Origin of the sequence: Amycolatopsis thermoflava N1165 (assembly GCF_000473265.1) — a bacterium.
Taxonomy (GTDB): Bacteria; Actinomycetota; Actinomycetes; order Mycobacteriales; family Pseudonocardiaceae; genus Amycolatopsis_E; species Amycolatopsis_E thermoflava.
This window is the reverse complement of sequence record NZ_KI421511.1, coordinates 7,366,105-7,388,344: the sequence shown is the minus strand read 5'-3', so window position 1 is coordinate 7,388,344 and position 22,240 is coordinate 7,366,105. Positions and strand designations below refer to the sequence as shown.

Sequence of the window (22,240 nt, the reverse complement as noted above, 5' to 3'; positions counted from 1 at the left end):
CCTTGATCTTGCGGTGCACCTACCGGCCGGTAGGGGTGACCTTACCGGCGACGCGCGAAGAAGCGGTCACCCGAGCGTTCGAGGACGAGGTCCTGGTCGAACGTCTTCGACAGGTTCTCCGCGGTGAGCACGTCGTCGACCAGGCCCGCGACCACGGCACGGCCTTCCCGCAGCAGCAGCGCGTGGGTGAAGCCTGGCGGAATTTCCTCGACGTGGTGTGTGACGAGCACCATGGCCGGGGCGTCCGGGTCCAGCGCCAGCTCGGACAGCCGGGCGACCAGGTCTTCCCGGCCGCCGAGGTCGAGACCCGCGGCGGGCTCGTCAAGCAGCAGCAGCTCCGGGTCGGTCATCAGGGACCGGGCGATCAGCGTGCGCTTGCGCTCGCCCTCGGACAGCGTGCCGTACTCGCGGTCGGCCAGGTGCCGGATGCCCAGCGCGCCCAGCAGCTCCTCGGCGCGGCCGGTGTCCATCGTGTCGTACTGCTCGCGCCAGCGGCCGATCACCGCGTACCCGGCGCTGACCACGACGTCGACGACCTTCTCGTCCCCCGGCACGCGTGAGGCGATCGCCGCCGAGGTGAAGCCGATGCGCGGGCGCAGGTCGAAGATGTTGGTGCGGCCGATCTGCTCGCCGAGCAGGTGCAGCGACCCGGTGGTGGGGTGCAGTTCGGCGGCCGCGAGCCGGAGCAGGGTGGTCTTGCCCGCGCCGTTCGGGCCCAGCACCACCCAGCGCTCGTCCAGCTCGACCGACCAGTCGAGGCCGGCCAGCAGGTCGTTCTTGCCGCGGCGGACCCCCACCCCGGCCATCCGCACCACGAGATCGTCAAGGTCGTTCGGCTCGCTCACGGGCCCATTGTGGCCGCCGGGCGCCGCCGGAGTCCCGCCGCCCCCGTACCACTTGGTGGGACGTCACAGCGGGTAGCCGGATCTCGTGGCACGATGCGCTTCGTGAGCACCTCCCGGTACCCGCGGCGCCGCTTCTGGCGCAACCGTGCCGTCGATCTGGTGCTGGTCGCGTCCTGCGGGTGTAGCCCGACGCGGCACGGTCGCTGACCTGCCGCGTCTCGCCTCTTCCCGATTCTCACGCGACCTTACTGGGAGACCCCTGTGACTTCTGTCCTGCGTTCGACCGAGATCCACCCGCGCCTGATCGGCACCGCGCTCGAGGAGCTGCTGCACCCCGAGCGGCTGCTGTGGACGCCCACCCAGCTCGCCGGCCTGACCCGCACCGTCACGCTGGAGCTGGGTGCGCGGATCTCGGAGTTCCTGCACTTCGACGCCGACCAGCGGTGGTGGGCGCGGCTCGCCCTGACCGAGGGGATCGAGCTGTGGGTGCTGACCTGGCTGCCCGGGCAGGGCACCAAGCCGCACGACCACGGCGGCGCGGCCGGGTCGTTCACCGTGCTGCGCGGCGAGCTGTCCGAGGAGTACCGCTACCCCGGCGGGCCGATCCGGCAGCGCACCCACGTGACGGGCGACGGAATCGGGTTCGGCGCCGGGCGGGCGCACCAGGTGACCGGCGCGGGCACCGAGGCCGCGGCGAGCATCCACGCCTACTCGCCGCCGCTCGTGCCGACCCGCGAATACGCCAGTCTGGCTGACGTGCCCGCCGAGATCCCGCCGCTGCCGGGCATCCTGCGGTGATGAACATCGACGAGATGCTGGCCTCCGCCCGCGCCACCCTGAAGCGGGCCGAGCCCGCCGACGCGTGGCGGCTGCAGGCCGAGGGCGCGCTGATCGTGGACATCCGGCCGATCGGCTACCGGGAGGCCGAGGGCGAGATCCCCGGCGCGGTGCCGGTCGAGCGGATCCACCTGGAGTGGCGCCTCGACCCGGCGAGCGACCACCGGCTGCCCGGGGTGCGCCCGGACCGGCCGGTCGTCGTGGTGTGCAACGAGGGCTACGCGTCCAGCCTGGCGGCCGCCGACCTACGCCGGCTGGGACTGTCCCTGGCGACGGACCTGGTGGGCGGCTTCCGGGCCTGGCGCGCCGCCGGGCTGCCGGTGCAGCCGGGCGGCACGCCGGCGGTTCCCTGAGGGGGTTGTTTCTGGGTCGCGGCGGGGTGCGCTGCGTGGCTGCGGTGGGCGGGCGCGTGAGCGACAGGGCTGCCGGTGCACCCAAGCAGAACGCCGGCGATTCCCGGACGGGAGCCGTGGGACGCGGGCGGCGCGCTGAAACAAGCCGCGGAGCGGCGGTTCGCGGAGGCGTGCCGGTCACCACGACCGGCCCGCCCACTCGCCTATCCGCAGGGGCACGCCCCCTCGCCTACCCCGCCGGGAGTCGCTGAAGACCAGCGTGTAGCCGGATCCGGCGGGGGTCGTGACTTCTCCTTGACCGGTGGGGACTTCAGGCCACGGCGCGGGCCTTGGGCCCGGCCGTCTCCCGCACGACCCGCAGGACGGTGACCAGCGTGATCGCGGCGGTGAGCATCACGTAGAACGCCGGCGAGAGCCGGTAGCCGCTGGCCGAGATCAGCCACGTGGCGATGTAGGGCGCCGTGCCGCCGAACAGTGACACCGCGATGTTGTACGGGATGGCGATCGCGCCGGAGCGGATGCGCGGCGGGAACAGCTCGGCCATCGTCGCCGACACCGCGCCGTCGTAGGCGGCGATCAGCAGGCCCAGCACGACCATCCCGAGGATCGCCAGGAACTCGTTGCCCAGCGACATCAGCAACAGCGACGGCCAGGTCAGCAGGACGAACCCGGCGGTGCCCGCGATCAGCAACGGGCGGCGGCCGATCCGGTCGGACAGCGCACCGGCGAACGGCACCGCCACGGCGACCACGGCCAGGCACACCGTGGACGCGACGAACGACTGCACCTTCGTGAAGTGCAGCGTGGTCTGCAGGTAGCTGGGCATGAACGTCTGCAGCGTCCAGTGCGCCACACCCTTGATCACGACCAGCCCGGCCAGCACCAGCATCGCCTTGCCGCCGGTGCGGAAGGTCTCGCGCACCGGGCTCTCGGTGACCTCGCCCTTGGCCTCCAGCTCGCGGAACTCCGGCGTGTCCTGCAGCTTCAGCCGCAGGTAAAGACCGGCCAGACCGAGCGGCAACGCCAGCAGGAACGGCAGCCGCCACGCCCACGAGGTCATCGTCGCGTCCCCGAACGACGCGGTCAGCAGCAACGCCAGCCCCGAGCCGAACACGAACGCGGCGAACCCGAAGGTGTCGGCGAAGCTGGAGAAGAACCCGCGCCGGTTCGGCGGCGCGTACTCGTACAGCACCGTCACCGCGCTGGAGGTTTCGCCGCCCGCCGCGAACCCTTGCACCAGCCGCGCGACGACGAGCAGCAACGGCGCGAGCGCGCCGACCGCGTGGTAGGTCGGCAGCACACCGATCGCGAAGGTGGCCAGCGACGTGGTGAGCACGACGATCGCGAGCACCCGCTGGCGCCCGATCCGGTCGGCGAGCGGCCCGAAGAACAACCCGCCCAGCGGCCGGATCACGAACCCGGCGGCGAACACCGCGAACGTCGACAGCAGGGCGGCCGTCGGGTCGCCCGCGGCGAAGAAGTTCGCGGCGATGACGGTCGACAGGGTGCCGTAGATACCCATGTCGAACCATTCCACGAAGTGACCGGCACCCGCGGCGAGCAGCACTTTCCGGCTGGGCACCTGGCCGGTGCTCACGGTTTCGGGCACAGCGACCTGTTCAGACATGACGACCTCGTTGTCCGTGTCGGAGTGGGGATCAGCGGAGTTCCGCTTCCGCGATCATGCGGGAGACGGGGAATTCGACGGTGAAGCCGAGCAGTTTGCGGGCCTTCGCGTTGGACGTCGTGTAGTGCACCGCGGGACCGGGCAGGGATACGTCCACATAGTCCAGTCCGGCGCGGCGCGCCAGTTCCGGGACCAGCCAGTCGAAGTCGACCGAGTCGTCCGCGCCGAGACCGATCACCTCGCCGTCGAGGCCGGGGGTTTCGACGGCGGCGACCACACCGGCCGCCAGGTCGCGGGTGTCCAGGATGCCCATCCGGAACGGCGTCCCGTCCTCGCCGCGCGAGAGCACGAGCTTGGTCGTGCCGTCGTCGTGTGGTTCGAGCGCGGCGACCGCGGCCGCGTTGCCGAACGCCCGCTGCTGCTCGATCTTGCGGTGCAGGAAGAACCGCGGCCCGGAGAAGAAACTGTTACGGTCGAGCAGTTCGGCGGCGTCCTGGAAGTGGGAGAACCGCAGCACCACCGCCTCCAGCCCGCGGGTGCGGCGGTAGAAGTCCACAGTGTCCTCGGCGAGCTTCTTCGTCAGCCCGTACGCGCTCGTCGGCGCGCGCGGGTGGTCCTCGTCGAGCGGCTGGTAGACGGGTTTGCCCTCGGGGTAGACCTCGCCGGTGCTGGCGAGGACGAGCTTCGCGCCCGCCAGAGCCGCCGCTTCGGCCACGTTCGCGGTGCCGAGCACGTTGGTCTCGAACAGCGCCGCGTCGTCGGCCCGCTGCCAGGACATCCGGGCGGCCAGGTGCACCACCACGTCCGCGCCCGCGCAAACCGAAATCAGACCGTCCCGATCGGACAGTGGCAGGCTGACCGGCGGCGCGACGTCGATCGGCACCACGGTGTGGCCACGCTCTTCCAGCCGTCCGGTCAGCGTGCGGCCGAGCCGTCCCGCGGCCCCGGTGACGGCGATCCTCACCGGACCTCCCGCACCGGGGTGTGCACCGGGCCGAGGTAGCCGAGGCCGATGCTCACGCTGTCGGCCGCCTCGACGATCGTGCGCCCCAGGTCGGCCTCCCGCTCGTCGAGCGCGATCGCGGACAGCGCACCGGACAGCGAGATCGCGGCGACGACCGCGCCGGTGTGGTCCCGCACCGGCGCGGCGATGCACGCGCGGCCCAGCGCCAGCTCCTCGATCTCGGTCGAGTAGCCGCGGCTCGCGATCCGCGCGAGGTCGGCGTCCAGCGCCTCGAACGTCGTGATGGTGTGCGCGGTGAAGCCGTGCAGCGGCTCCGGGCCCAGCAGTTCCCGGCGCTGCTCCGGCGCGAGGCCCAGCAGCAGGCTCTTGCCCATGGCGGTGGCGTGCAGCGGGTTGCGCTGCCCCATCAGCGAAAACGACTTCTGCGCCAGCTGGCCTTCGACGTTGAGCAGGTAGAACAGCTCGGCGCCGCGGCGCACCGCGACGTTGGCGCCGAGACCCAGTTCCCACGCCAGCCGCTGCGCGACCGGACGGGCCTGCCGGTAGATCGGGTCGTTGTTGAGCGCGATCCCCGCCATCGTCAGCACCGCCGGGCCGAGCTCGTAGAGCTGGCTCACCGGGTCGCGGCGGACCAGGTCGACCGACTCCAGCGTCGCGAGCAGCCGGGACGTGGTGGAGATGCCCAGCCCGACCTCCGCCGCGACGTCGGAGACCCGCAACGCGGGCCGGCCGAGGGTGAAGGCGTTCAGCACGGCCGAGGCCCGCTCCACGCTCTGATTGCCACCGCTTTCGGAAACCATGGCACGAAGTATGCGGAGGCTTTGCACATTCCGCAAGTCCCGTGCAAAGATTGGCAACCATGCGCATCGCCGAGGTGACGACCTACGTCTTGAAGCTGTCCGGTCCGCAGGCCTACCTGGGGAAGCTGGAGGACGGCAGCGAGCTGAGCGAGGACCGCGGTTACGTCGTGCGTGAACCGTGGCGCAGCCTCTACTCCGGCCGGTTCGAGACGATGCTCGTCCGCGTCACCGCCGAGGACGGCACCACCGGCTGGGGCGAGGCACTGGCGCCGGTCGGCCCCGAGGTGCCTGCCGCGATCGTCGACCGGATGCTCGCCGGGTGGCTGACCGGCCGCGAGATCACCGGCGTCCGCCCGCTCTGGCTCGGCCTGCGGGACCTGATGCGTGAGCGCGGGCACCTGGTCGGGCACCAGGCCGACGCGCTGGCCGCGGTCGACATCGCGCTGTGGGACCTCTACGGCAAGCTGACCGGCCTGCCGGTGGCCGACCTGCTCGGCGGGGCGGTGCGCACGCACGTCCCGGCCTACATCTCCGGCCTCGCCCGCTCCACCGACGCCGAGCGCGCCGCGCTGGCCGCGGACTGGGTCACCAAGGGGGCGACCCTGGTCAAACTGGCCCTGGGCAAGGGAATCGAGGCGGACCTGGCCACCTTCGACGCGGTCGCCGAGGCCGCGCCGGCGATGCGGATCGCGGTCGACGCGCACTGGGCGTACCGGATCGGCGAGGCCGTCGAGCTGGGCCAGGAGCTGGACCGGCGCAAGGCGCTGTTCTTCGAGGCGCCGCTGGTGCCCGAGGACGTCGATGGGCACGCCGAGCTGGCCCGCCGGATCCGCACGCCGGTCGCGGTCGGCGAGGCGATGCGCAACCGCTTCGAGTTCGCCGACTGGCTCGGCCGCCGCGCCCTGCGACTGGCGCAGCCGGACGTGGCCCGCACCGGCATCACCGAGGCGATGTCGATCGCGGAACTCGCGTCGGCCCACCACGTGCCGGTCGCCTGCCACCACTCGGTCGGCCTCGGCATCGCGCTCGCCGCCGGGATCCACGTGTCCGCGGCCAGCGCGGACACCCCGTTCTTCGAGTACCAGCCGGACACCGTCCCGGTCGCGCAGAGCATCCTGCGCACCCCACTGACCGCCGGGCCGACGGGGTTCGCCGTGCCGGCCGGGCCCGGGCTGGGCATCGACGTCGACGCCGACCTGATCACGAAACTCGCGAAGGAGAACTGACCCGTGCCGGACACACCCACCGGTCTCATCCCCATCCTGGCCACGCCGTTCACCGCGGACGGCGAGCTGGACCTGCCGTCGCTGCGGTCGCTGGTGGAGTTCCAGCTCTCCTGCGGCGTCGACGGGCTCGCCGTGTTCGGCATGGCCAGCGAGGGGTTCGCGCTGGCCGCGGCCGAGCGGGAGGTCATCCTGCGCGAGGTGCGGGCGATGACGTCGCTGCCGGTCGTCGCCGGGGTCAACGGCACCAGCACGGTGACCGCGCTGGAACAGGTCCGCGCCGCGGGTGACGGCGGAGCGGACCAGGTCATGGTGCTGCCGCCGTTCCTGGCCAAACCGTCGCCGGCGCAGGTCGTCGAGTTCTTCACCGAGGTCGCCGGCGCCGGGGTGCCGGTGATGATCCAGGACGCGCCGGGCGTGACCGGCGTACCGGTCGACGTGGCGGCGGTGACCGCGCTCGCCGGTGTCGAGGGCATCACCTCGATCAAGGTGGAGGCGCCGCCGACACCGTCCAAAGTGGCCGCGGTGCGGGATGCCGCGGGGCTGGCCGTCCTCGGCGGGCAGAACGCGCAGGCGCTGATCGAGGAATACGACAACGGCGCGGTCGGCACGATGCCGGCGTGCGAGTTCACCGACGTCCTGCGGTCCATTCTGGACGATCTCGCGGGCGGGCGGCGGGCCGAGGCGCGGGCGGAGTTCACCCGGCTCCTGCCGTTGATCCACCTCGGGGTCCGGCCGGGGCAGGCTTGGGCCGTGCACAAGGAGGTGCTGGTGCGGCGCGGGATCATCGAGACGGCCACCGTGCGGCTGCCCGCCCGGCCGCTGGAGCCGATCACGGCGAAGGCGCTGGCCGAGGTCTTGGACGAGCTGGCGCTGCCGGCGTGGCGCCGGTGAGGGGCGTCCTGGTCGTCGGCGGTGGCTCGGACATCGGGCGGGCGATCGCCGCGGCGTTCCCGGACGACCACGTGGTCGGCGCCGGGCTGGAGCCCGTGACAGACCCGGCGTTCGACGCGTACGTGGTCGCCGACTGCGCGACCCCGGCGGGTGCGGAAGCAGCCGTCGGCGCGCTCGACCGGCTGGACGTGCTGGTGCTGGCGGCGGCCTCGCAACCGGTGGCGGCCGCCGCGGAAGCGACCGACGAGCAGTGGCGCGCGGCGATCGCGAACACGCTGGACGCGGCGTTCTACCCGACGCGGGCCGCGCTGCGGGTGATGCCGGCCGGGAGCAGCATCGTCGCCGTGACGTCGGTGAACGGCTTCCTGGCCGCGCCCGGCCTCCCCGGCTACGCGGCGGCGAAAGCCGGGGTGGACGGGCTGGTGCGGCAGCTGGCGCTGGAGTACGGCCCGCGCGGGATCCGGGTCAACGCGGTCGCGCCGGGCATGATCGGCTCGGCTGACCTGCCCGCCGTGGCGGAGGGCTACCCACTGCGCCGCACCGGCGAGCCACGCGAGGTCGCCGACGCCGTGGCGTTCCTGGCATCCCCGCGGGCGTCGTTCGTCACCGGCGTGGTGCTCCCGGTCGACGGCGGGCTGTCGATCGCCTCGCCCGCCGCGTTCCTCCGGCCGGACCTGCGCGCCCGGTTCCTGTAGAACTCGCGCCCAGGAACGCAGGACGCGCGCCAGCCCGCGCGAGTCCTGCGCTCGGGCGCGCGAGTTCTGCGCTCAGGCGAGCACCACCTTGCCCAGCTCGGCAGGCGTCGCCAGGAGGTCGTGCCGCGGCAGGATCCGCACGGTGTAGCCGAGGGAGCCGGCCCGGGGCAGCCGCAGCGTCGCGGTGTACTCGCCCTCCTGGGACGGCTCCATCCGCACCGTCATGGGCTCCGCCAGTTCGTCGGTGTCACCGACGCGGCCGACCACCGTCTGGACCTCCACTTCGGACGGCGCCAGCCCGGCCAGGTCCACCTTCGCCCGCACGCGGACCTCGTCGCCGACCACCAGGCGCTCCTGCGCCTCCACCGTCAGCTCCGTGTCCAGCACCCGCACCTGCCGCCACACCGCGTCGACCCGCCGTCGGTACTCCGCCAGCGACCGCGCGCCCGCGTAGCCGTCGGCGCTCGCCGCCGCGCTGGTCACGGCTGCCGGGTGGTAGGCCGTCTCCACGTACTCGCGCACCATCCGCGACGCCTGCACCCGCGGCCCCAGCTCGTCGAGCGTGTGCCACACCATCGACATCCACCCGCGCGGCACGCCCGCGTCGTCCCGCTCGTAGAACAGCGGCGCCACCTGCTGGCCCAGCAGGTCGTACAACGCGGCCGACTCGAGCTCGTCCCGGCGCAGCGGGTCGGTCACGCCGTCCGCGGTCGGGATGGCCCAGCCGTTGCTGCCGTCGTAGCACTCGTCCCACCAACCGTCCTTGATGGACAGATTGAGCCCGCCGTTGAGCGCCGACTTCATGCCCGACGTGCCGCACGCCTCCAACGGCCGGGTCGGGTTGTTCAGCCACACGTCGCAGCCGCGGTAGAGGTAGCGCGCCATCGACATGTCGTAGTCGGGCAGGAACACCATTCGTCGACGCACCGCGGGGTCGTCCACGAACCGCACGACCTGCTGGATCAGCGCCTTGCCGCCCTCGTCGGCCGGGTGCGACTTGCCGGCGACGACGATCTGCATCGGACGTTCCTCGTCCAGCAGCAGCGCGCGCAGCCGTTCCGGGTCGCGCAGCATCAGCGTCAGCCGCTTGTACGTCGGCACGCGGCGGGCGAACCCGACGGTCAGCACGTCCGGGTCGAACACCTGGTTCACCCAGCCCAGCTCCAGCGCCGACGCGCCGCGCTGCAGCCACGCGTTGCGCACCCGCCGCCGCACTTCGAGCACGAGCTTCTGCCGCAGGTCCCGCCGCAGCGCCCACAGTTCCTCGTCGGACACACCCATCTGGCTGGGCAGCTTGCCGTCGTGCCCCCACGCCTTGTGCTTGCCGCCGAGCAGCGCGGTCAGCTCGCGCGCCACCCAGGTCGGCCCGTGCACGCCGTTCGTGACCGACGAAATCGGCACCTCGGCGTCGTCGAAGCCCGGCCACAGCCGCGCGAACATGCGCCGCGACACGCGCCCGTGCAGCTGGGACACGCCGTTGGACCGCTGCGCCAGCCGCAGGCCCATGTGCGCCATGTTGAACATGCCCGGGTTGTCCTCGGCGCCCAGCGCGAGGATCCGCTGCAGCTCCAGCCCCGGCAGCAGCCGTCCGTCGCCGAAGTAGTGCTGCACCAGGTCCACCGGGAACCGGTCGATGCCCGCGGGCACCGGGGTGTGCGTGGTGAACACGGTGCCCGCGCGCACCGCGGACAACGCCTCGTCGAACGCCAGGCCCTGCTCGTCGATCACCTCGCGGGCGCGCTCCAGGCCGAGGAACCCGGCGTGCCCCTCGTTGGTGTGGAACACCTCCGGCTGCGGGTGACCGGTCAGCTCGCAGTAGCGCCGCACCGCGCGCATGCCGCCGATGCCCGCCAGGATCTCCTGCCGGATGCGGTGGTCGGCGTCGCCGCCGTAGAGCCGGTCGGTGACCCGGCGCAGGTCCTCGTCGTTGGCCTCGACGTCGGTGTCCAGCAGCAGCAACGGCACGCGCCCGACCTGTGCCTGCCACACCTGCGCGTACAGGTCGCGCCCGCCCGGCATGGCGACGTGCACCAGCACCGGCTCGGAGTCCTCACCGGTCAGCAGCTCCAGCGGCAGCGCGCTCGGCTCGATCACCGGGTAGTGCTCGACCTGCCAGCCGTCCAGCGACAACGACTGCCGGAAGTACCCCGACCGGTAGAGCGGGCCGACCCCGATCAGCGGCACCCCCAGGTCTGAGGCCGCCTTGAGGTGGTCGCCGGCGAGCACGCCGAGGCCGCCCGAGTAGTTCGGCAGCGCCTCGTGCACCCCGAACTCCATCGAGAAGTACGCGATCGCGGCCGGCGCCCGCTCCCCCTGCGGGCGCTGCTGGTACCACCGGTCCTCGGTCAGGTAGCGCTCCAGGTCGTCGCTCATCGCGTGGACCCTGGCGAGGAAGTCCTCGTCACCGGCCAGCTCCGTCAACCGCGCCGGCGACACCGCGGTGAGCATCCGGAGCGGGTCCCGCACGCGCCGGAACAGCTCGTCGTCCATCGACGCGAACAGGTCACGGGTCGGCGGGTGCCACGTCCAGCGCAGGTTGGTGGCCAGCGCGCGCAACCCGGCCAGCGGCTCGGGCAGGCTCGCGCGGACGGTGAACCGGCGGATTGCTCTCATGGGGATCGACGATATCGGTAAGGTGCGCTGCGACAAGCGTGACGAACATCGAGGGGGCCGGGGTGCGGCGATCGCTGGTGGCGCTGAGCGGGGTGCTGGCGCTGGGACTGGCCGGTTGCAGCGACGGGAAGTCCGCCCCGGTTTCCGAGGGTGACGTCGCCGGGCTGCCGATCACCCACTTCGAGAGCGGTCTCAAGTCGGCCGCGCCGGAGCCGGACCTCGACGTGACCAACGTCAGCAGCGACGAGGCGGACCGGGTGGCCGTCGCCACCATCGCCGACGTCGAGGACTACTGGTCCGGCGCGCTGCCGGGCAACTTCGACGTCAAGTTCGAGCCGGTGAAGTCGCTGCTGTCCTACGACTCCGACGGCGAGAACCAGGAGAACGGCTGCGGCGACACGAAGGGCAACGCGAACGCCTTCTACTGCAGCGTCGACGACTCCGTGGCGTGGGACCGCGGCGTGCTGCTGCCGACCATGATGGACCAGTTCGGCCCGCTGTCGGTGGTGACCGTGCTGGCGCACGAGTTCGGCCACGCCGTGCAGTACCGGCTCGGCGACAAGGCGGGCATCAGCCGCAACACGCCAACGATCGTGAAGGAGCAGCAGGCCGACTGCTTCACCGGCGCCTACTACCGCTGGGTCGCCGAGGGCAAGAGCAAGTACTTCGCCGTGTCCACCTCCGACGGGCTGAACTCCGCGTTGTCGTCGCTGTTCCTGGTGCGGGACAGCGCGGGCACCTCGGCGACCGACCGCTCCGCGCACGGCACCGGGTTCGACCGGACCTACGCGTTCCAGATCGGGTTCGAGCAGGGGCCGACGGAGTGCGCCGCGATGACCCTGGACAGCATCCAGCCGCGGCTCACCGAGCGGCCCTTCGACTCCGGCGACCGGGACGGCGACATCGAGGTCGACCAGGAGGCGATCGGCCTGCTGAAGGACAGCCTCGACCAGGCGTTCGCGGGCGCCAAGGTGCAGGCGCCGGAGATCGTCGACGACGGCGCGTCCTGCCCCAACGGCTCGGCCACCCCGCCCGCCACCTACTGCACGAGCGACAACACGGTGCGGATCGACCTCACCGCGCTGGCCGAACTGGGTCAGCCGGTGGACCAGGAGGGCGAGTTCACCGGGTCCAGCAGCGGCGGGCACGGCGACTTCGCGGCGTTCTCCGAAGTCGCGTCCCGGTACGCGATGGGCATCCAGAAGGGTGTCGGCGCCTCCCTGGACAACGCGAACGCCGGGTTGCGGACCGCGTGCCTGGTCGGCGCGTGGGCCGCGGTGGCCGCGCAGGAGGGGCAGCAGATGCGGCTGTCGGCCGGCGACCTGGACGAGGCGATCTCGGACCTGCTGCGGCCGGACTCGCTGGTCGCGGCCGACGTGGACGGCAAGCCCGCGGCCAGCGGGTTCAACCGCGTCGAGGCCATGCGCACCGGCTACCTGCAGGGTTCCGGCCCGTGCAGCACCCAGTACGGCTGAGTCAGCCCATGAAGTCGCCGGTCGCCTTGCGGACCTTGGTGAGCAGCTCGGACAGCTGCTCGGTCTGCTTCGGCGTGAGGCCGACGAGCCCGAAGTCGATCGAGGTGACCGCCTTCGTCGCCTCTTCCAGGCGGGCGTGACCGTCGTCGGTGATCTCCACCAGCGTGGTGCGCCGGTCGGTTGGGTGCGGCACCCGCTTGACCAGCCCGTCCTTCTCCAGCCGGTCCACGATGTTGGTCACGCTGGTCGGGTGCAGCTGGAGGCGCTCGCCCATGACCCGCATCGGCAGCGCACCGCGGCGCGCGAACGACAGCAGCACGAGCGCCTCGTACCGCGCGAAGGTGAGGCCGTGCGGTTTGAGCGCGCCGTCGACGGCCGACTGGACGATCTGCTGCACGCGCATCACGCCGGTGACCGCCGCCATCGTCGCGGACGGCCCGATCCGGTCCTCCCACAGCTGCGCGGCGCGGGCGATCGGGTCGAAAGGCAGCGGGCGGTTCATGGCAGGGAAGCTACCAGCGGGTTCTTGACCGAGGGGGCAGGGTAGTGCGCAAAGTGTCGCAAGTGTGAGGAGAGCCGATGATCGTCGCCTTCAGCGTGAGCCCGTCCGGCGGTGACCCGGACGGCGGAGTCAGCGAAGCGGTCGCCAGGGCGGTGCGGGTCGTCCGCGACTCGGGCCTGCCGAACTCCACGAACGCGATGTTCACCAACGTCGAGGGGTCCTGGGACGAGGTCATGGACGTGGTGAAGCGGGCGGTGGAAGCGGCCGGCGAGGGTGCCGCCCGGGTGTCGCTCGTGCTCAAGGCGGACATCCGGCCGGGCTTCGACAGCGGTCAGCTGGAGGCGAAAGTGGAGCGGTTGGAGGAGCACCTCCGGTGAAACGCCGGACAGTACATGCCAGGATGGAAGCGTGACAAATCCACGCGCATCAGCAGCGAAGTCAGCCGCCATGTCCGCCGCGCTGTCCGGCGCGGTGGATCTGTCCGCGCTCAAGGCCAGGGCCGAGGCCCAGCGCAACGCCCCGCCGCCGTCGAGCGGCGCACCGGCCGGGGGCGGCGGCGCGAGCGCCGCGGTCATCGACGTCACCGAGGCCACGTTCCAGGCCGAGGTCGTCGAGCGGTCGCTGCAGCAGCTCGTCGTGGTGGACCTGTGGGCCGACTGGTGCGGGCCGTGCAAGCAGCTGAGCCCGGTGCTGGAGCGCCTGGCCGAGCAGTCCGGCGGCGCCTGGGTGCTGGCGAAGGTCGACGTCGACGCCAACCCGCGCATCGCGCAGGTCTTCGGGGTCCAGTCGATCCCGACGGTCGTGGCGATCGCAGGCGGGCAGCCGGTCAACGCGTTCTCCGGCGCGCTGCCGGAGCCGGAGATCCGGCAGTGGCTGGACCAGCTGCTGGAGGCGCTGAAGGGCAAGCTGCCGGGCATCCCGCCGTCCGGCGCGGACGGCGCGGAGGAGCCCGAGGACCCGCGCTTCACCGAGGCCGAAGCCGCCTTCGAGCGCGGTGACTTCGCCGCCGCCGAGGCCGCCTACCAGCGGATCCTCGACGTCGAGCCGGCCAACGAGCTGGCCAAGGCCGGTCTGGCGCAGGTCCGGTTCGCCGCCCGCGCCGCCGAGGCCGACCCGTCGGCCGTCACGCGTGCCGACGCGTCCCCGGACGATCTGGACGCCCAGTTCGCGGCCGCCGACTACGAGGTGGCGACGGGCAAGGTCGAGGACGGGTTCTCCCGGCTCATCGAGGCCGTGCGCCGCACGGCCGGCCCGGACCGCAACCGCGTCCGCGAGCACCTGGTCGGCCTGTTCGACCTGTTCGACCCGGCCGACGAGCGCGTCGCGGCGGCCCGGCGGAACCTGGCGTCGGCCCTGTTCTGAGACGGCGTCCCCCGCGCCGCGAGGTGCGGCGCGGGGAGTCCGCCTCACCAGGGGATGACGCCGTCGTCGTCGAAGAAGCCGCCGCGTGGCCCGTCGTCGGGCAGGGTGGCGAGCCGGATCGCGATGGCCGCGCCCTGCTCGGGAGTCCGGGGCGCGGCGAAGCCGGTGAAGTCGGTCGCGACGTAACCGGGGCAGGCGGCGTTCACGATGACGTTCGTGTCGGCGAGCGCGCGGGCGTACTGCACGGTGATGCTGTTGAGCATCGACTTCGACGGCGCGTACGCGGCCATGACCGGGCCGGTCCGCAGGGCGAGCGACCCCATGTTGCTGGACATGTTGACGATGCGCGGCGAGTCGGCGCGGCGCAGCAGCGGGAGCATCGCGTTCGTCACCCGGACGACGCCGAACACGTTGGTGTCGAGGACGGTCCGGACGACGTCGAGGTCCAGTGTGGTCGGATCCTGCGCGCCGCCATCGGTCCGGCCCCCGATGCCCGCGTTGTTGACCAGGACGTCGAGCCGTCCGGCTGTGCGATCGATCGTCGCCGCGGCCGCCGCGACGCTGTCGTCGGAGGTGACGTCGAGGGCCACCCCGAACGCGTCGGCGCCCGTGGCGCGCAGCCGCTCGACGGCCTCCTCACGGCGGGCGTCGTCGCGCGCCCCGACGGCGACCGTGTAGCCGATCGCGCCGAGCCCCTGCGCGATGGCGTAACCGATTCCCTTGTTCGCACCGGTGACCAGCGCGATCTTCGTGTCGTTCACGCGGCCCATGCTCGGCTCGCGGGAACGCGCTGTCCAAGATCAGCTCGCTATGCTGTGATACCCGGGAGGTATCACCGCGTAGGATCGAAACCGTGCGTGATCTGGAAACCCGCGAGCTCCGGTACTTCGTCACCGTCGCGGAGGAGCTGCACTTCGGCCGTGCCGCGGAGCGGCTCGGGATCGCGCAGCCGCCGCTCTCCCGCGCCATCCGGCAGCTGGAACAGCGGCTCGGCGTCCGGCTGCTCGACCGTGACCGCCGCGGGGTGGCGCTGACCGAACCCGGCCGGGTGCTGCTGCGCGAGGCCAAGGTGGCCCTCGACGCGGTCACGGCCGCCGCGCGCCGGACGCGCCGCGCCGCCGACCCGAAACGGCCCCTGGTGCTCGTGACGAAAGCCGGGGCGTCGCACGAACTCCTGCAGCGACTCCTCGACGCCGTCGCAGCCGAACCGGGCGCACCGCCGGTCGAAGTCCTCCTGTGCGAAGTGGGCGAGCAGGCCGGGTTGCTGCGCGACGGGCAGGCCGACGTGGCGATCATGCACCGCCCGTTCGACGATCTCGCCGGATTCGACACCGAGGACCTCGTCGTCGAAGGCCAGGTCGCGATCCTGCCCGCGGCGCACCCGCTCGCGGCCCGCGAACAGCTCACACTCGCTGAAGTCAGCGACGTCCCGGACCTGCCGATCGCGCGGTGGCCCCGGCTCGACGGCACCTATCCGCCCGGCCCCGGCCCGGAGGTGCGCACGCAGTCGCAGCTGGCCCAGCTCGTGGCACTGGGACGGACGCTGCTCGTCATCCCCGCGTCAAGCCGGGCGTGGCAGTGGCCGGAGCACGTGGCGGTGCCCGTCGTCGACGCACCGGAAGTCACGACCGTGCTCGCCTGGCCGGCGAACAGCCGCTCACCAGCGGTCGCCGCGCTGGTCCATTCGGCGGCCGGGCTCGACAAGAACCCGTGACAGCACGAAGCGCCGCCGCCACAGGTCGTGGCGGCGGCGCTTCGTGGTGAAGATCAGGCGGAGACGGTGTCGCGGACGATCAGGCCGGTGCCGCCGTGGGTGAGGCGCTCCGGGCCGTCCAGCTTGCCGGTGCGCAGAGCCCAGGTCTCGAACCACCAGGTGAACAGCGGCGGGATGCTCGCCAGCAGCGCGGTCACCACGGTCTTCGGACGCCAGCCGAGCGGCTTGAACACGGCCAGGGTGACGACCAGGTACACGACGAAGACGACGCCGTGCACCATGCCGAGCACCGGCACGCCGCCCTCGTTCGGGGCGTCGACGACGTACTTCAGGAACATCCCGATCAGCAAACCCGCCCAGGACAGCGCCTCGGCGACGGCGGCCACGCGGAACACGAGAGCGGCCTTGCTGGTCACTGCTTTCCTCCTTGTGAGAAGCACATGAGAAAACGTCCGACTCCGGTCTACGTCAACCACGCTGTCGGACGTTTCGGTACCCAGTGTGAGGCGTGATGGTCCTCACGGGTACCTCGGGGGTCGTGATCATCATCACGAGCCGCCGTCCACAGAGGATCCGGGTAGCCACCCGGTCACGTCCAGTCCACCTGCGCGCGGGGCGGCGATCGACACGTGCCCGTGGTGGGCGGTGGCGACGGCGTGCACGATCGACAATCCGAGCCCCGCGCCGGATTCCGAGCGCACGCGGGCGCCCGCGCCACGGACGAACGGTTCCAGCAGCCGCTGCGCGTCGCCCGGCACCGCGGCCCCGGTGTTCGAGATCCGCAGGAACACCTGCCCGTCGGTGCTGCCGGTGGCGACGTCGATCAGGCCGCCGGGACGGTGGTAGCGCACCGCGTTGTCGACGAGGTTGCCCGCCATCCGTTCCAGCAGCACGGGTTCGCCGCCGGTGACCGCGGGCCGCAGCCCGGTCCGCAGGGCCAACGCGCGCGCGGCGACCTGCTGCGCCACGCCGCCGAGCGCGGCGGCGACGAGATCCACGCGCTGCCGGGTGAGCGCGCCGGTCTGGCTGCATGCCAGCGCGAGCAGACCGTCGAGGGTGCGCCGGCTGTGCTCGATCGCGGTCGCGATATCGCCGGTCATGGCCAGCAGCTCGGCCCGCGTCGGTTCGCCGTCCAGTGTGACGTCGATCGCGGCGCGGACGGTGGTCAGCGGGGTGCGCAGTTCGTGCGCGGCGTTGGCGGTGAACATGCGCTGGCTGCGCAGCACGCGGTCGCGCTCGGCGATGCCCTGCTGGATGCGGTCCAGCATGTCGTTGACGGTCGCGGCCAGGGTCGCGAGCTCGTCCGGGGGCGCGGTGACCGGGACGCGTTCGGCGAGGTTCTCCGCGGACAGGCGCCGCGCGGTCGCCGAGATGGCCCGGATCGGGCGCAGCACCCGCCCGGCCACCAGCCAGCCGAGGACCGCGGCCGGCAGCACCACCACGGCGAGCGCGATCGACGCGGAACTGGGTGCTGGAGAACCACGCCGCGCCGTGCGGGGCCATCGGTCCCCGCCGGTAGGTCTTGCGGCATGACACTCAGCCGACGCGGTTTCCTGTGGCGGGCCGGCCTGGCCACCGCCACCATCCCACTGGCGACCTCCGGTCTCGCGGACGCGACCGACGCCGACCCGGATCAGCTGTTCCGGGCCGGATCGTTCGACGCGGCCGACCGCGGTTACGCCGCGCTGCTGCGCCGGGATCCGGCGAACGCCCGCGCGGCCGCCCAGCGCGGCTACATCGCCCTGCTGCACAACCGTTCGACACGCTGTACGCGGCGCTGCGCGGCAAGCCGTGGGATCCGAGGGGCGACGGCGGCCCGGCTCCCCTTCATCGACCTCGATCCGCTGCCGACCGTCGAAGCGTCCCTCAACGGCGGCGAGCCCCGCCGGTTCCTCCTCGACACCTACGGCACGCTCGACCCGGACCAGCCGGTGGCCGACGAACTGGGCCTGCGCTCCCTCGCCACGGCTTCGGGTTACGCCGGCAACCGGCCGGTCACCATCCACCTCGGGATCCTGGACTCGATCCGGTTCGGCGACCTCGAAATCCGCAACATCCCCATGCGGTGGACGAACCAGCCCAAACCGGCGCTCCCGGACGGCGCGGTCCCCGCCGGCGTGCTCGGCACGACGGTCTTCTACCGCCTGCTGACCACGATGGACTACGCGCGCCGCGCGCTGGTGCTCCGGCGCACGGACACCCGGACCGGCCCGCGGACACCACGGTCGAGGTGGCCGAGCGGGCCGGCATCCCGGTGGACTACTCGAACCCCGGCGAGATCAACGGCAGGCCGGTGTACCCGATCACCGCCGAGCGGATCTCGCTGGGCCGGGCCGTCGGCCACGACGTCCGCGGGTCCGCGAGCGCCGGTCCCGTCGAAGGCACGCCTGGTCCGGGGCAGTCGGCGATGGAGCGGTGACCAGCCGGGCGGCGGTTGACACACCGCCGCCGGGTGGTGTGAAATCCACCCGCTATGACAACGTTGTCGTCGGGTCCGGGGAAGGCGTCGAGGCGCGCCACGATGAACGACGTCGCACGTCTGGCCGGGGTGAGCATCAAGACGGTCTCGCGCGTGGTCAACGACGAGCCCGCGGTGCACCCGGAGACCGCCGAACGCGTCCTGGCCGCCATCGACCAGCTCGGCTTCCGGCGCAACCTGGGCGCCCGCAACCTGCGCCGCGGCTCGACCACCGGCACCATCGGCCTCGTCGTCGAGGACGTGGGCAACCCGTTCTACTCCGAGCTCACCCGCGCGGCCGAGAAGGTCGCCACCGCGTTCGGCAGGCACGTGCTGTCCGGCTCGTCGGAGGAGGACTCCGACCGCGAACGCGAGCTGGCCCTCGAATTCTGCTCCCGCCGGGTCGACGGGCTGCTCATCGTCCCGGCCGGCACCCAGCACGGCTACCTGCTGCCGGAGATGCGCGCGGGCACGCCGGTGGTGTTCGTGGACCGCCCGGCCGGGGACATCGCCGCCGACACCGTGCTGGTCGACAACCTGGGCGGCACCGTCGAAGCGGTCGCCCACCTGGCCCGGCAGGGGCACCGCCGGATCGCGTTCCTCGGCGACCGGCCGGACATCTACACCGCCGCCGAACGCCTGCGCGGCTACCGCGAGGGGTACGCCCGCGCCGGGGTCCGCTTCGACGAGGGCCTGGCCATCCTGCGCCCGCCGACCAGGCAGAGCGTCGCCGACGCGGTCGCCCGCCTGCTCGCCGGTCCGGACCCGGCCACCGCGATCATCGCGGGCAACAACCGCGTCACCGTCCACCTGCTGCGGGCGCTGGCCCACGTCACGCCGCGCCCCGCCGTCGTCGGTTTCGACGACTTCGAACTCGCCGACCTGCTCGACCCGCCGGTGACCGTCGTCGCGCACGACGTGAGCCGTCTCGGGTCGGCGGCGGCCGAGCTGTTGTTCGCCCGCATCAACGGCGATGCCTCCGCACCGAGAAAGGTTGTCCTGCCCGTGCACCTCGTTCCCCGCGGCTCCGGTGAGGTGGCCCCGTGACCGCCCCGATCAAGCTCCCGGCCAACCAGCCCGCCCAGTTCTACCGTGGTGGCGCGGCGATCGCCGCGCTGCGCGGAGTGTCCGAACAGGACTCCGCGTTCGGCCCGGAAGACTGGGTCGCCTCGACCACCACACGCTTCGGCCAGGAGGAGTCCGGGCTGACCCGGCTGCCGGACGGCCGCTGGCTGCGCGACGCCGTCCGCGACGACCCGGAGTCCTGGCTCGGTGCCGAGCACGTCGCGGCGTTCCGCGACTCCACCGCGCTGCTGGTCAAGCTGCTCGACGCCGGCCAGCGGCTGCCGGTGCACTTCCACCCCACCGACGCCTTCGCGCGCAAGCACTTCGACTCGCACTTCGGCAAGACCGAGGCCTGGATCGTGGTCGGCACCAGCGGCGACGACCCGCGCGTCTACCCCGGCTTCCGCGAGACGGTCAGCCCCGCCACCGTCGACGGCTGGGTGCGCGACCAGGACACCGACGCGATGCTCGGCGCGCTGAACAGCGTCGCGGTCCGCCCCGGTGACACGGTCTACATCCCGGCCGGACTGCCGCACGCGATCGGCGCGGGCGTGTTCGTCGTCGAACTGCAGCAGCCCACCGACTTCTCGCTGACCATCGAGTGGCGGAACTTCCTGGACGACCCGGACAAGGGACACCTCGGCCTCGGGTTCGACACCGCGTTGCAGGCGCTCGACACGTCCGGCTGGGACGACGAACGGCTGGCGGGCATCGTCAAGCACACCGCCGACGAGCCAGGGTCCACTGTGGACCTGCTAGCGGCTGGCTCGGCGGAGTTCTTCCGCGCCGACCAGCTGCGCCCGTCCCCCGCGCTCGCACTCGACCCGTCATTCGCCGTGTTCGTGGCGCTCGACGGGCAGGGCACGCTGCGCACCGAGCACGGCGGCGAGATCTCCGTGGCCAAGGGCGAGACGCTGGTCGTCCCGCACGCCGCCGGGCAGCTCGAACTGGCAGGCGACCTGACCGTCATCCGCTGCCGTCCCCCGGCCCCCGGAGCGCGCTGATGAACGACACCGTCCTGCTCGACGCGCGGAACCTGGTCAAGCACTACGGCTCGGTGGAGGCCCTGCGCGGCGCCTCCTTCCAGGCCCGCGCGGGTGAGGTGACCGCACTGATCGGCGACAACGGCGCGGGGAAGTCCACCCTCGTCAAGTGCCTGTCCGGTGCGGAGCAGCCGACCTCCGGCGAGATCCGGCTGGACGGCAGGACGGTGTCGCTCGACTCGCCGGTGACCGCGCGGCGCCTTGGCATCGAGACGGTGTACCAGGACCTCGCGGTCGCCCCGGAGCTCGATCCGGCGGCGAACCTGTTCCTCGGCCGGGAGATCCGCCGCAAGGGCGTCCTCGGCAGGCTCGGCATGCTCGACAAGGCCGAGATGCGGCGGCGCGCGGTCGAGGAGTTCGACCGGCTGGGCGTGTCGCTGCAGAGCACGGACGTGCCGATCGGCTCGCTGTCCGGCGGGCAGCGGCAGAGCGTCGCGGTGGCGCGGTCGGTGGTATGGGCGTCGAAGGTCGTGTTCATGGACGAGCCGACCGCCGCGCTCGGCGTGGTGCAGCGGGAGCGGGTGCTGGACGTCATCCGGCGGGTCCGCGACGAGGGCATCGCGGTGGTGCTGATCAGCCACAACATGCCCGAGGTGCTGTCCGTGGCCGACCGGGTGGAGGTGCTGCGGCTGGGCACGCGCGTGGCCCGGTTCGTGGCGTCGGAGACCAAGCTCGAGGACCTGGTGGCGGCGATGACCGGCGCACTGACCCACGAGGAGGCGGCGTGAGCACGGCGGTCCAGACCGAGGTGAGCGGCGGGATCGGCAAGCGGTCCCTGGGACAGCGGCTGATCGGCGCCAACACGTTCTGGATCGCGTTGGTGCTGCTTGCGTTGATCGCGATGTTCACGGTGCTGGCGCCGAACGAGTTCGCCACCGTGTTCACGTTCCAGACGCTGCTGATCGAGACGTCGGTGCTGCTGGTGCTGTCGGTCGGGATGACGTTCGTGATCATCACCTCCGGCATCGACCTGTCCGTCGGCTCGGTGCTGATCTTCGCCGGCATGGTGTGCGGCAAGACGATGGAGGCGCTCTCCGGCGGCAACGCGAGCGCGGCCGGCTGGGGTGTGATCACCGTCGGCCTGGTCGCGGCGGTGCTGGCCGGCACGGCGTGGGGGCTGATCAACGGGTTCCTCATCGCGGTCGCGAAGATCCCGCCGCTGATCGTCACGCTCGGCTCGATGGGCGCCGCGCTGGGTGCGGCGTACCTGCTCAACGGCGGCTCCGACGTGCGCAGCGTGCCGGCCACGCTAAACCGCACGCTCGGCTACGGCACCTCGTTCGGCGGCGTCCCGAACCTGGTGCTGGTCGCCGCGGTGATCACGTTGATCGGCGCGTGGCTGCTGCACACCACCCGCTTCGGCCGCTACACCTACGCGGTCGGCTCGAACGCCGAGGCCGCGCGCCGGGCCGGGATCGGGGTGACCGCGCACCTGCTCAAGGTGTACCTGCTGACCGGGTTCCTGGCCGGGGTGGCGGGTTTCCTGTCGCTGGCCTACTACGCCTCGACCACGATCACCGCGCACACCAACGACAACCTCAACGCGATCGCGGCGACCGTGATGGGCGGGACGAGCCTGTTCGGCGGCGTCGGGTCGGTGCTGGGCACGGTGATCGGGGTGTTCATCCCGGCGGTGCTGAAGAAGGGCTTCAACATCACGCACGTCCAGGACTTCTGGCAGATGATCGCGGTCGGTGCGGTGCTGGTGGCCGCGGTGTGGTTCGACCAACGGCGCCGCCGGGCGCGCAATTCCCGCTGAAACCCGTACGA

General features: G+C 72.3%; 23 protein-coding genes. 14 read left to right on the top strand and 9 right to left on the bottom strand.

What is annotated here, in order from left to right; translation table 11 throughout:
- Positions 1 to 41 precede the first annotated feature (41 nt).
- Positions 42 to 806: an ABC transporter ATP-binding protein gene (locus AMYTH_RS0136695; protein WP_051079557.1), complete on the bottom strand. Its 765-nt coding sequence runs from the start codon at positions 804 to 806 to the stop codon at positions 42 to 44.
- A 300-nt stretch (positions 807 to 1,106) separates the two neighbouring features.
- Here AMYTH_RS0136695 and AMYTH_RS0136690 point away from each other — a divergent pair, with 300 nt between their 5' ends.
- Both AMYTH_RS0136690 and AMYTH_RS0136685 read left to right on the top strand, forming a co-directional pair.
- Positions 1,107 to 1,643, top strand: a complete 537-nt coding sequence (locus AMYTH_RS0136690) for a cysteine dioxygenase (RefSeq protein WP_020421934.1) — start codon at positions 1,107 to 1,109, stop codon at positions 1,641 to 1,643.
- Positions 1,643 to 2,035 (top strand): rhodanese-like domain-containing protein, encoded by a 393-nt coding sequence (locus tag AMYTH_RS0136685; RefSeq protein ID WP_027934395.1) that lies wholly within the window; start codon positions 1,643 to 1,645, stop codon positions 2,033 to 2,035. The genes AMYTH_RS0136690 and AMYTH_RS0136685 overlap by 1 nt, the downstream gene beginning before the upstream one ends.
- 310 nt (positions 2,036 to 2,345) lie before the next feature.
- Here the strand turns inward: AMYTH_RS0136685 and AMYTH_RS0136680 are convergent, their stop codons facing one another.
- Genes AMYTH_RS0136680 through AMYTH_RS46365 form a run of 3 tightly spaced genes read right to left on the bottom strand, consistent with a single transcriptional unit; the run spans position 2,346 to position 5,426 of the window.
- On the bottom strand, positions 2,346 to 3,662 hold the full coding sequence (locus AMYTH_RS0136680) for an MFS transporter (RefSeq protein WP_051362925.1): 1,317 nt from the start codon (positions 3,660 to 3,662) through the stop codon (positions 2,346 to 2,348).
- Between the two features lie 31 nt (positions 3,663 to 3,693).
- The gene (locus AMYTH_RS0136675; RefSeq protein WP_027934393.1) at positions 3,694 to 4,626 is read right to left on the bottom strand and encodes an NAD-dependent epimerase/dehydratase family protein; all 933 of its coding nucleotides are present in this window, start codon (positions 4,624 to 4,626) and stop codon (positions 3,694 to 3,696) included.
- Positions 4,623 to 5,426, bottom strand: coding sequence for an IclR family transcriptional regulator (locus AMYTH_RS46365; RefSeq protein WP_037322955.1), 804 nt, complete (start codon positions 5,424 to 5,426; stop codon positions 4,623 to 4,625). The genes AMYTH_RS0136675 and AMYTH_RS46365 overlap by 4 nt, the downstream gene beginning before the upstream one ends.
- Before the next feature lie 59 nt (positions 5,427 to 5,485).
- Here AMYTH_RS46365 and AMYTH_RS0136665 point away from each other — a divergent pair, with 59 nt between their 5' ends.
- From AMYTH_RS0136665 to AMYTH_RS0136655, 3 genes are read left to right on the top strand one after another with little or no spacing between them, the layout of a single operon-like run.
- Entirely contained in the window at positions 5,486 to 6,652 is a 1,167-nt protein-coding gene (locus AMYTH_RS0136665; RefSeq protein ID WP_027934392.1) for a mandelate racemase/muconate lactonizing enzyme family protein, read from the top strand.
- Positions 6,653 to 6,655: 3 nt separating this feature from the next.
- A complete protein-coding gene (locus AMYTH_RS0136660; RefSeq protein WP_027934391.1) occupies positions 6,656 to 7,543 on the top strand; it encodes a dihydrodipicolinate synthase family protein in 888 nt (295 codons plus the stop codon).
- Entirely contained in the window at positions 7,540 to 8,238 is a 699-nt protein-coding gene (locus AMYTH_RS0136655) for an SDR family NAD(P)-dependent oxidoreductase (protein WP_228685117.1), read from the top strand. The genes AMYTH_RS0136660 and AMYTH_RS0136655 overlap by 4 nt, the downstream gene beginning before the upstream one ends.
- A gap of 72 nt (positions 8,239 to 8,310) precedes the next feature.
- Here the strand turns inward: AMYTH_RS0136655 and glgP are convergent, their stop codons facing one another.
- Positions 8,311 to 10,851 (bottom strand): alpha-glucan family phosphorylase, encoded by a 2,541-nt coding sequence (gene glgP / locus AMYTH_RS0136650; RefSeq protein WP_027934389.1) that lies wholly within the window; start codon positions 10,849 to 10,851, stop codon positions 8,311 to 8,313.
- A 38-nt stretch (positions 10,852 to 10,889) separates the two neighbouring features.
- Between glgP and AMYTH_RS0136645 the strand changes: the two genes are divergently transcribed.
- Positions 10,890 to 12,326, top strand: a complete 1,437-nt coding sequence (locus AMYTH_RS0136645) for a neutral zinc metallopeptidase (protein ID WP_027934388.1) — start codon at positions 10,890 to 10,892, stop codon at positions 12,324 to 12,326.
- A 1-nt stretch (position 12,327) separates the two neighbouring features.
- Here AMYTH_RS0136645 and AMYTH_RS0136640 read toward each other — a convergent pair whose 3' ends face one another.
- Entirely contained in the window at positions 12,328 to 12,828 is a 501-nt protein-coding gene (locus tag AMYTH_RS0136640; RefSeq protein ID WP_017984464.1) for a MarR family winged helix-turn-helix transcriptional regulator, read from the bottom strand.
- A 77-nt stretch (positions 12,829 to 12,905) separates the two neighbouring features.
- Here AMYTH_RS0136640 and AMYTH_RS0136635 point away from each other — a divergent pair, with 77 nt between their 5' ends.
- Positions 12,906 to 13,205, top strand: coding sequence for a thiamine-binding protein (locus AMYTH_RS0136635; RefSeq protein WP_017984465.1), 300 nt, complete (start codon positions 12,906 to 12,908; stop codon positions 13,203 to 13,205).
- A 70-nt stretch (positions 13,206 to 13,275) separates the two neighbouring features.
- Complete coding sequence (locus AMYTH_RS0136630) at positions 13,276 to 14,190, top strand: tetratricopeptide repeat protein (protein WP_027934387.1); 915 nt, start codon at positions 13,276 to 13,278, stop codon at positions 14,188 to 14,190.
- 44 nt (positions 14,191 to 14,234) lie between these two features.
- On the opposite strand, the gene AMYTH_RS0136625 is transcribed toward AMYTH_RS0136630, so the two are convergent.
- Positions 14,235 to 14,960: an SDR family oxidoreductase gene (locus AMYTH_RS0136625; RefSeq protein WP_027934386.1), complete on the bottom strand. Its 726-nt coding sequence runs from the start codon at positions 14,958 to 14,960 to the stop codon at positions 14,235 to 14,237.
- An 83-nt stretch (positions 14,961 to 15,043) separates the two neighbouring features.
- Here AMYTH_RS0136625 and AMYTH_RS0136620 point away from each other — a divergent pair, with 83 nt between their 5' ends.
- Complete coding sequence (locus AMYTH_RS0136620; protein WP_027934385.1) at positions 15,044 to 15,904, top strand: LysR family transcriptional regulator; 861 nt, start codon at positions 15,044 to 15,046, stop codon at positions 15,902 to 15,904.
- Positions 15,905 to 15,957: 53 nt separating this feature from the next.
- On the opposite strand, the gene AMYTH_RS0136615 is transcribed toward AMYTH_RS0136620, so the two are convergent.
- Entirely contained in the window at positions 15,958 to 16,320 is a 363-nt protein-coding gene (locus AMYTH_RS0136615) for a DUF3817 domain-containing protein (RefSeq protein WP_017984468.1), read from the bottom strand.
- Between the two features lie 132 nt (positions 16,321 to 16,452).
- A complete protein-coding gene (locus tag AMYTH_RS46360; RefSeq protein WP_051362924.1) occupies positions 16,453 to 17,346 on the bottom strand; it encodes an ATP-binding protein in 894 nt (297 codons plus the stop codon).
- 87 nt (positions 17,347 to 17,433) lie between these two features.
- Here AMYTH_RS46360 and AMYTH_RS49720 point away from each other — a divergent pair, with 87 nt between their 5' ends.
- From AMYTH_RS49720 to AMYTH_RS0136580, 5 genes are all read left to right on the top strand, one after another.
- Positions 17,434 to 18,342 (top strand): retropepsin-like aspartic protease, encoded by a 909-nt coding sequence (locus AMYTH_RS49720; protein WP_051362923.1) that lies wholly within the window; start codon positions 17,434 to 17,436, stop codon positions 18,340 to 18,342.
- Between the two features lie 83 nt (positions 18,343 to 18,425).
- On the top strand, positions 18,426 to 19,409 hold the full coding sequence (locus AMYTH_RS0136595; protein WP_027934383.1) for a LacI family DNA-binding transcriptional regulator: 984 nt from the start codon (positions 18,426 to 18,428) through the stop codon (positions 19,407 to 19,409).
- A complete protein-coding gene (locus AMYTH_RS0136590) occupies positions 19,406 to 20,431 on the top strand; it encodes a class I mannose-6-phosphate isomerase (RefSeq protein WP_027934382.1) in 1,026 nt (341 codons plus the stop codon). Before AMYTH_RS0136595 ends, AMYTH_RS0136590 begins: the two co-directional genes overlap by 4 nt.
- Positions 20,431 to 21,198, top strand: coding sequence for an ATP-binding cassette domain-containing protein (locus tag AMYTH_RS0136585; protein WP_027934381.1), 768 nt, complete (start codon positions 20,431 to 20,433; stop codon positions 21,196 to 21,198). Before AMYTH_RS0136590 ends, AMYTH_RS0136585 begins: the two co-directional genes overlap by 1 nt.
- Positions 21,195 to 22,229 (top strand): ABC transporter permease, encoded by a 1,035-nt coding sequence (locus tag AMYTH_RS0136580; RefSeq protein WP_027934380.1) that lies wholly within the window; start codon positions 21,195 to 21,197, stop codon positions 22,227 to 22,229. Before AMYTH_RS0136585 ends, AMYTH_RS0136580 begins: the two co-directional genes overlap by 4 nt.
- The last annotated feature ends 11 nt before the right edge of the window (positions 22,230 to 22,240 follow it).